Origin of the sequence: Thauera aminoaromatica S2 (assembly GCF_000310185.1) — a bacterium.
Lineage (GTDB): Bacteria > Pseudomonadota > Gammaproteobacteria > Burkholderiales > Rhodocyclaceae > Thauera > Thauera aminoaromatica.
On sequence record NZ_AMXD01000144.1, the window covers coordinates 1 to 9,210 of the forward strand.

The window sequence follows — 9,210 nt, forward strand, 5'->3', positions numbered from 1 at the left end:
GGCGGCGGCCGGCGGCGAGGCGGTCGCGCAGGTTGTCGGCGGGCAGCGCGCGCACGCAGGCCACCAGCGCGCTGGCGTTGTCATTGCCGCCGGCGCGCAAGGCGGCTTCGACGAGGGCATCGGCGGCGGCCTGCGGGTCCAGGCCGGCTTCCGCTACCCTCGCGCACGCTCCGGCCTCCTCGGACACCCCCACGCCATTTTCACGCCCCGCCCTTCCCTGCGCCTCCGTTCCCCGCGTTACGGGTTTCGGTGTCACCACCCCCACCGCAGCCCGTCCCCCACCCTCCCTTTCCTTCTCCTGCCCCGCCTGGCGCGCGAGCAGCGCCGCGATCGCCTCGTCGCCGAGCGTGTTCCACACCCCGTCGGTCAGCAGCACGAAGACGTCGCCCAGCGCCAGCTCGCCGTCGTCGTGATCCACCAGCAGGCGCGACTCCAGCCCCAGCGCGCGGCGCAGCACGTTGCTCAGCTCCGGGTGCGGCCAGGTGTGGTCCTCGCTCAGGCGCAGCAGCGCGCCGTCGCGCCACAGGTAGGCGCGCGAGTCGCCCACGTGCGCGAGGTGCCAGCGCCGCCCGCGCAGCACCAGCGCGGTGAGCGTGGTCGCCATGCCCGCAGTCTCGGCGGTACGCGCCGACTGCGCGAGCAGCCAGCGGTTGGCCGCGCCGAGCACGGTGTCGAGCGACTTCTGCACGCTCCAGGTGTGGGCCGTGGAGAAGTAGTCGGCGAGGAGGCTGCGCACGGAATACTCCGCCGCCTCGCGGCCGTGCGCGTGGCCACCGACGCCGTCGGCGATCGCCAGCAGCACGCCCTTGGCCGCGCGCTCGTCGCCCTCGGGCATCGCCGCGGCAACGAAGTCCTCGTTGGCCGGGCGCGGCCCGGTCCGGCTGGCGTGGCCGAGGAGGATCTCCAGGGGGGTCAGGTCTTTCATCTGCTCACTCGCCTTTCTCGACGTGAAGCCAACGGATGCGGGATGATCAAACTCAGGACCTGACCTCGTTCGGGACCCCATTCGGCCATTCAGATCTTCGCCGAGGTCAGGTGCGCCGCGCCCCAGGTCGTGCGCCAGCGCGTCTTCACCGCGGTGAGCCCGACCAGCGCGAACACCGCCAGCGCCGCGAAGATCAGGAAGCCGGCCTGGTAGCTGCCGGTGAGCTGGCGCGCGAAGCCGAGCGAGGACGCCAGGTAGAAGCCGCCGATGCCGCCCGCCATGCCGACCAGGCCGGTCATCACGCCGATCTCGCGACGGAAGCGCTGCGGCACGAGCTGGAACACCGCGCCGTTGCCCATGCCCAGCGCCAGCATCGCGCCCACGAAGGCCACCAGCGCCATCCACGCCTGGGGCAGGCCGACGCTGACGATGGCGAGGAAGATCGCCGCCAGGATGTACATCACGGTGAGCGACTTCACGCCGCCGATGCGGTCGGCCACGTTGCCGCCGATCGGGCGCACCAGCGAGCCGGCGAACACGCAGGCCGCGGTGAAGTAGCCCGCCATCTTCGGATCCAGCCCGTACTGGGTGTTGAAGTAGATCACCAGCGACGAGGCCAGACCGACGAAGCCGCCGAAGGTCACCGAGTAGAAGAACATGAACCACCACGCGTCCTTGTCCCGGAGCACCGCGAGGTATTCGGCGAAGCGCTTGGGCGGCGGCGCGTCGGGCGCGTCCTTGGCCATGAAGCAGAAGGCCACCAGCACGATCACCAGCGGGATCAGCGCCAGCCCGAACACGTTGTGCCAGCCGAAGGCCATCGCCAGCCCGGGCGCGAACAGCGCCGCGAACGCGGTGCCCGAGTTGCCGGCCCCGGCGATGCCCATCGCGGTGCCCTGGTGCTCGGGCGGATACCAGCGCGAGGCCAGCGGCAGCGCCGCCGCGAAGGACGCGCCCGCCACGCCGAGGAAGACCCCCAGCACCAGCACCTCGTTGAACGAATGCACGCCCACCAGCCAGGCGTAGGCCAGGGCCCCGATCACGACGAGCTGGCCGATGATCGCCGCCTTCTTCGGCGACAGGCGATCGACCACCACGCCCATGATCATGCGCAGGATCGCTCCCGCCAGCACCGGCGTGGCCACGATGAGGCCCTTCTGCGCGTGCGACAGGCCGAGGTCGGCGGCGATGCCGACCGCCAGCGGACCGAGGATCACCCACACCATGAAGGCGAGGTCGAAGTAGAGGAAGGCGGCGATCAGTGTCGGCGTGTGGCCGGCCTGCAGGAAGGATTTCTTGTCCATGTCGGGCTCCAGGGTCGTGCTTGAAGCGCACCATCGGTGCGGGAATCTCCAGCGCGAACCTCTTCGCCCGACCGCCCCGCCGTCATTGGCGGGGTCGTACGCTGTGCTGGTGTCTGCTCAGCAAGCGTCGTGCCACATTTGAAATCGTTCTAAATCAGTCAGTTGGACTTTGCGCTCGACGGTGGCGACGCACCAGCTTGGTGTGCGGTGCACAAAAGCGGTGCGCACGCGGGCGTGCCGGCTTGCGCGCAAGTCCCCCTGCGCCGACGAGGAAGCACGCCTGCGGGCAGCATTCATGCTATTTTCTCGATAATTTTCTTTATTCTCGATTTACAAAAACCACCATGCCCGCCCCCCTCGTCATCCTCATCCTGTCCCTGCTGCTCGGCCTGCAACCGATCACCACCGACCTCTACCTCCCCGCCCTGCCCGCGCTCACCGCCAGCTTCGGCGCGGTCCCGGCGCAGGCGCAGCTGACGCTCACCGCGCTCCTGCTCGCCTTCGGCGCGTCACAGCTGTTCTGGGGCCCGCTGTCCGACCGCATCGGACGCCGCCGGGTGCTGCTGATCGGCCTCGCCGGCTACACGCTGGCGGCGGTCGGCAGCGCGCTCGCCGGCTCGATCGAGGTAATGGTGTTCTGGCGGGTGCTGCAGGGCGCGTTCATGGGCGCGGGCACGGTATGCGCGCGCGCAATCGTGCGTGATCTTTATGCGCCGCAGGAAGGGGCGCGCGCGATGAGCAAGGGCTTGTCGGGCCTGGGCGTGGCCGCCTGCCTGAGCCCGCCGCTCGGCGGCGTGCTGGCCGAATGGTTCGGCTGGCGCGCCACGCTGGCGGCGCTGACGGTGATGGGCGCGGCGACCCTGTTCGTGGTCGCCCGCCACTTCCAGGAGACCCTGCACGAACGCCACCCCGAGGCGCTGCAGCCCGCTGTCCTGCTGCGCACCGCGCGCGGCATCGTCGGCAACCGCAGCTTCTGGACCTACGCCTCGCTGTGCACCGCGTCCTTCGGCGGGCTGTTCTGCATCCTGTCGGCGTCGTCCTTCGTCTTCATCAACCTGCTCGGCACCTCGCCGAGCTTCTACGGCGTGCTGCTGCTCCTGCTGTCGGCGTTCTACATCGGCGGCACCATGCTGTGCCGGCGCATGATCCAGCGCTTCGGCGTGCAGCGCAGCGTGATGATCGGCGGGGCCCTGTCGCTGAGCGGCGGCGGCCTGATGCTGGCGTTCGCGCTCTCCGGGGTGAGCACGGTGTGGACCATCATGGTGCCGGCCTTCATCTTCATGCTCGGCCACGGGGTGCACCAGCCCTGCGGCCAGAGCGGCGCGATCGCCCCTTTCCCGAAGGCGGCCGGCGCCGCGTCGGCGATCACCGGCTTCCTGATGATGGTGGTGGCCTTCGCCGCCGCCTACGGGGTGGGCGCCAACATGGACGGCAGCGCGCTGCCGATGATCGTCGGCGTGGCCTTCTGCAGCGCCGCCGTCGCGTTCATCGCCTGGGTGCCGGTACAGCGCGTGCGGCTGGGAGCCGCGTAGGGCGACCCAGCCGGTCGCCCCTGCGGGAGCGGCGGGGCCGACGATCGATGCGGAGTGGAGATCACCCGCTGGGTCGCCCCTTAGGTCGCCAGCCACACCTCGCCGCCCTCCACCTTCACCGCGAAGCTCGCGCACGCCCCCACGTCCGGCGCCACCGCCTGGCCGTCCTGCAGGTTGAAGTTCCAGCCGTGCAGCGGACAGGTCACCTTGCGGCCGTGCACGATGCCTTGCGAGAGCGGGCCACCCTTGTGCGGGCATTGGTCGTGCAGCGCGAAGACCTCGTCGTCGGCGTTGCGGAAGACGGCGATGTCGTCCTCGCCGGGGCGCCGCACGACGCGGGAGCCGAGGCGGGGGATGTCGTCGAGCAGGCAGATGCGTTTCCAGTCGGTCATGGTGGGTTCCTTCTTCGGAAGCTTGGTTCGGTTGTTATTTGTAGGAGCGACGCCAGTCGCGATGCCGGCGCCCGGAATCCGCGCCGCGCTCGGTCGGGGGGGGGGTGATCGCGACTTGCGTCGCTCCTACGGGACGTCATCGAGGCGCCGTGGTTTTCGTAGGAGCGACGCGAGTCGCGATTCCGGCGCCCGGAAACTCAGGCCTCGACCTTGATCGGGATGAACTGCTTCACCGCCTCCTCCTCGCGGCTGGTCTGCCACGGATCGCGCGCGTCCTTGAGCGCGTCGAGCAGGCGCGCGTGCAGGCGGCGGCGGTTCTCGCCGTCCTCGACCACCTTGGCCTTCACGTAGTCGAGGCCGACGCGGTCGAGCCAATGCACCGTGCGCTCGAGGTACCAGCCCTCCTCGCGGTAGAGCTGCAGGAAGGCGCCGGCATACTCCATGACCTCCTCGTCGCTGCCCACCTTGCACAGATACTGCGCGACCTCGGTCTTGATGCCGCCGTTGCCGCCCACATACAGCTCGTAGCCGGAATCGACGCCGATCACGCCGACGTCCTTGATCCCCGCCTCGGCGCAGTTGCGCGGGCAGCCCGACACCGCAAGCTTCACCTTGTGCGGCGCGTACATGTCGAACAGCATCTTCTCGAGCTTGACCCCCATGTCCATCGCCAGCTGGGTGCCGAAGCGGCAGTGCTCGGCGCCGACGCAGGTCTTCACGGTGCGGATCGACTTGCCATAGGCGTGGCCCGACACCATGCCGGCCGCGTTGAGGTCGGCCCAGATCTTCGGCAGATCCTCCTTCTTCACCCCGAGCAGGTCGATGCGCTGGCCGCCGGTGACCTTGACCGTGGGCACCTGGTATTTCTCCGCGGCATCGGCGATCGCGCGCAGCTCGGCAGGCGTGGTCAGCCCGCCCCACATCCGCGGCACCACCGAATAGGTGCCGTCCTTCTGGATGTTGGCGTGGGCACGCTCGTTGATGAAGCGCGACTGCGGATCGTCCTTGGCCTCGTGCGGCCACGACGAGATCAGGTAGTAGTTGACCGCCGGCCGGCACTTGTCGCAGCCGTTGGGCGTCCTCCAGTTCAGCGTGTCGAACACCGCCTCCTTGCTCGTCAGGTGGTGCTTGAAGATCGCCTCGCGCACCACCTTGTGCGAATGCTCGGTACACGCGCACACCGGCTTGTCGTTGGCGCTCACCGCCTGGTAGGCGCCGCCGACGGTGGAAGCGAGGATCTGCTCGACCAGGCCGGTGCAGGAGCCGCAGGAGGACGCCGCCTTGGTGTGCTTCTTGACCTCGTCGAGGGTGAACAGGCCCTTCTCCTTGATCGCCTTGACGATGGTGCCCTTGCACACGCCGTTGCAGCCGCACACCTCGGCCGTGTCGGGCATGCTGGCGGCGCGGTTCTCGCCCTTGTGGCCGGCGTCGCCCAGCTTGTTCTGGCCGAACATCAGGTGGTCGCGGATCTCGGCGACGCTCTGGCGGTCCTTCATGAGCTGGAAGTACCACGAGCCGTCGGCGGTGTCGCCGTACAGCACCGAGCCCACGATGCGGTCGTCCTTGAGCACGACGCGCTTGTACACCCCGCCCTGGCGGTCGTGCAGCACGATGTCCTCGGTGCCCGGGCCGCCGCTGAAGTCGCCCGCCGAGAACACGTCGATGCCGGTGACCTTGAGCTTGGTCGAGGTGACCGAGCCCTCGTAGCGGCCGATGCCGAAGTTGGCGAGGTGGTTGGCGCACACCTTGCCCTGCTCGAACAGCGGCGCCACCAGGCCGTAGGCGATGCCGCGGTGCGCCACGCACTCGCCCACCGCGTAGATGCGCGGATCGGTGACGGTCTGCAGCGTGTCGGAAACATGGATGCCGCGCACCCGGCCGCTGCCGCAGTACAGGCCGGCGGATTCGGCGAGCTCGTAGTTCGGCCGGATGCCGGCGGCGACCACGACGAGGTCGGCGGGGATCTCCATGCCGTCCTTGAAGCGCACCGCGCCCACGCGCCCGTTCATGCCGCCCTGCGCGTTGCGCGCCGGCAGCAGCGCCTCGGTCTGGCGCGCGAGCAGGAACTTCATCCCCTTGGCCTCGAGCGAGGCCTGCAGCATGTCGGCGGCCGCGCGGTCGAGCTGGCGCTCCATGATCCACTCGCCGAGGTGCACCACGGTCACGTCCATGCCGCGCAGCATCAGCCCGTTGGCCGCCTCCAGGCCGAGCAGGCCGGCGCCGATCACCACCGCGTGGCGGTACTTGCCGGCGGCCTCGATCATCGCCTCGGTGTCGGCGATGTCGCGGTAGCCGAGCACGCCCGGCAGGTCGTTGCCGGGGATGGGCGGGATGAAGGGCGTCGAGCCGGTGGCCAGCAGCAGGCGGTCGTAGTCGGCCTCGGTGCCGTCGCCGGCGAGCACCTTGCGGCGCACGCGGTCGATCTTCACCACCTTGCGGCCGGCGTGCAGCGTGATGCCGTTGTCGCCGTACCAGTCGAGATCGTTGAGCATGATCTCGGGCAGCGTCATCTCGCCCGCCAGCACCGGCGAGAGCAGGATGCGGTTGTAGTTGCCGTGCGGCTCGGCGCCGAACACGGTGATGTCGTAGAGGTCGGGCGCGAGCTTCAGCAGCTCCTCGATCGTGCGCACGCCCGCCATGCCGTTGCCGACCAGCACGAGTTTCATCTTCTTCATGGGGTTTCTCCGCAACAAGGCCGATTGGGTCGGAATGAAAACGGCGCCCATCCCGCTCGATCCCCAGCAGGGGGCGAGTGGAATGGACGCCGTTGTCCACCAGACCGTAAAACGCTGCGGCAGCACTCGCTGCCGCTCACCCGACCGCCGTTGGCCAGGGGCTCGAGGGAGAATAAGCATCAAACATGCCAGCGCCTGGGGGCGATCGAACCGACCAAAGCGCCGCCCAACCCCCACCGCCCGCACTGCTGCGGTGCAGCACCCACACCCACATGCACAGCCCTGGTGCGAAGCACACCGCACCGGAATCCCCAACCCGCAGCGTCCGGGGTCGCATCGAATCGCACCTCCCCGAACCTCGTCACGCCCGGCCTGGCATGTAGGAGCGACGCCAGTCGCGATCCCCCCAAAACCCGCAGCGCCCGGGGTGGGACGTAGGAGCGACGCCAGTCGCGATCACGGCGCCCGGAATCCGCACCACCCCGGCCCTGCCGCCGCCATCGCGACTTGCGTCGCTCCCACAGAAACCCGTAACGCTCCCGGCCTTGGCGCACGAGCGACGCCAGTCGCGATCCCTCCAAAACCCGCAGCGCCCGGGGTTGGACGCAGGAGCGACGCCAGTCGCGATCACGGCGCCCGGAATCCGCACCACCCGACCCTGCCGCCGCCATCGCGACTCGCGTCGCTCCCACAGAAACCCGCAACGCTCCCGGCCTTGACGCACGAGCGGCGCCAGTCGCGATCCCTCCAAAACCCGCAGCGCCCGGGGTGGGATGTGGGAGCGGCGCAAGTCGCGATCCCTCCAAACTCGCAGCGCCCGGGGTGGGACGTAGGAGCGACGCCAGTCGCGATCACGGCGCCCGGAATCCGCGCCACCCAGCCTGGCCGCCGCCATCGCGACTTGCGTCGCTCCCACAGGAACCCGCAACGCTCCCGGCCTTGACGCACGAGCGGCGCCAGTCGCGATCCCCCCAAAACCCGCAGCGCCCGGGGTGGGACGTAGGAGCGACGCCAGTCGCGATCACGACGCCCGGAATCCGCACCACCCCGGCCCGGCCGCCGCCATCGCGACTTGCGTCGCTCCCACAGGAACCTGCAACGCTCCCGGCCTTGGCGCACGAGCGGCGCAAGTCGCGATCCCCCCAAACCCGCAGCGCCCGGGGTGGGACGTAGGAGCGACGCCAGTCGCGATCACGGCGCCCGGAATCCGCGCCACCCCAAGCCCGGCCACCGCCATCGCGACTTGCGTCGCTCCCACAGTCGCGATCACCCGGCCGATGCAACGCCGGGCAGGAAGGCCTCCAGTTCCAGCACGGCGCGCGCGACGTCGGGGAGGCGGCGGCCCTGGTTCATCGCGGTCTGGCGCATCAGGCGGTAGGCGGCATCCTCGCTCAGGCCCTGATGGCGCATCAGCGCGGCCTTGGCGCGATCGATCAGCTTGCGCTCGTCGAGGCTGGCGCGCACCGCGGCGAGCTCCTCGCCCATCGCCTGCAGGCGGCACGACTGGGCGTGGAGCACATCGACGAGCGAGCGCGTGAGGCGCGGGCCGAAGGGATCCGCCGCCAACTCGAGGCGCCCGGGCACCGCCGCCGGACGCTCCGCGCCGGGGGCGATCGCCGTCTGCCCCGTCCCAGGCTCGTCCCCCTCGCCAGGCGCTCCGGCCAGCTCGTCCGCCCCGCCGGCGAGAAACACCGGGGCGGCGTCCGCCCCCCCTGCCAGCGCGCACATCAGCACCTCGGGATCGTCGGGATCGCGCTGCAGCGCGGCGATCCGCGCCGCGCAGGCCGCACGCAATCCCCCGGCAAGCAGGTCCTCGATCACACGCAGGTGGTCGAGCCGGGCCGAACAGCATGCGAACCAGGGCTCCGCGAGCGCCGACGGCAGCGCCCCGCCCTTCCCGGCGGCGAGCAACTTGCGGCGCAGGCGTTCGAGTTCGGCGAGCGGCATCGCCTGGCACGCCGCATCCCAGGCGCTGCGCACCTCGGGCGGGCAGAAGGCCGCGAAGCGCGCGAAGCACGCCTCCTGCGTCTCGATCAGATGCAGCAGGTCGGGCTCGGCGGGATGGCGCGCGTTGGCCGCAGCGTTCGCCCGCCCGGCGGCGAAGGCGGCCGCACCGGCCGCACGCTCCTGGCCGGCGAACTCCTTGCCCTGCATCAGGTTGAACAGCGCCACCAGCAGGCGCGAGATGGCTGGATCGGTCGCGATGTCGGCCGCCTCGAAGACCAGCGCCAGCAGCGCGGCGATCGCCTGCGTGAATCGCTGCGTGGCCTCGTGCGGCGTGCAGCGGCCGGCGGCGATCGTCGCGCGCAGCGCGGGCAGCCCGTCGAGGGCGTGCAGCGCGAGCGCGATCCGGGTGAGCAGGCGGGAGCCGCCCGTCGGCGC

Annotated in this window: 6 protein-coding genes; 1 reads left to right on the top strand and 5 read right to left on the bottom strand. The window is 70.4% G+C overall.

The genetic code is table 11. The features are described 5' to 3' along the window. On the bottom strand, positions 1–925 hold a 925-nt coding region (locus C665_RS16420; RefSeq protein ID WP_004323076.1), incomplete at its 3' end, for a PP2C family protein-serine/threonine phosphatase. 89 nt (positions 926–1,014) lie between these two features. After that, on the bottom strand, positions 1,015–2,229 hold the full coding sequence (locus C665_RS16425; protein ID WP_004323077.1) for a nitrate/nitrite transporter: 1,215 nt from the start codon (positions 2,227–2,229) through the stop codon (positions 1,015–1,017). Between the two features lie 344 nt (positions 2,230–2,573). Here C665_RS16425 and C665_RS16430 point away from each other — a divergent pair, with 344 nt between their 5' ends. Further along, positions 2,574–3,761: a multidrug effflux MFS transporter gene (locus C665_RS16430; protein ID WP_004323079.1), complete on the top strand. Its 1,188-nt coding sequence runs from the start codon at positions 2,574–2,576 to the stop codon at positions 3,759–3,761. 80 nt (positions 3,762–3,841) lie between these two features. Here C665_RS16430 and nirD read toward each other — a convergent pair whose 3' ends face one another. The 3 genes from nirD to C665_RS16445 form a co-directional block, all read right to left on the bottom strand. Next, positions 3,842–4,153, bottom strand: coding sequence for a nitrite reductase small subunit NirD (nirD, locus tag C665_RS16435; RefSeq protein WP_004323081.1), 312 nt, complete (start codon positions 4,151–4,153; stop codon positions 3,842–3,844). A gap of 197 nt (positions 4,154–4,350) precedes the next feature. Then, positions 4,351–6,828 (bottom strand): nitrite reductase large subunit NirB, encoded by a 2,478-nt coding sequence (nirB, locus tag C665_RS16440; RefSeq protein WP_004323082.1) that lies wholly within the window; start codon positions 6,826–6,828, stop codon positions 4,351–4,353. 1,266 nt (positions 6,829–8,094) lie between these two features. After that, positions 8,095–9,210 (bottom strand): nitrate regulatory protein (locus tag C665_RS16445; RefSeq protein ID WP_004323083.1); only part of this gene is annotated, 1,116 nt, incomplete at its 5' end.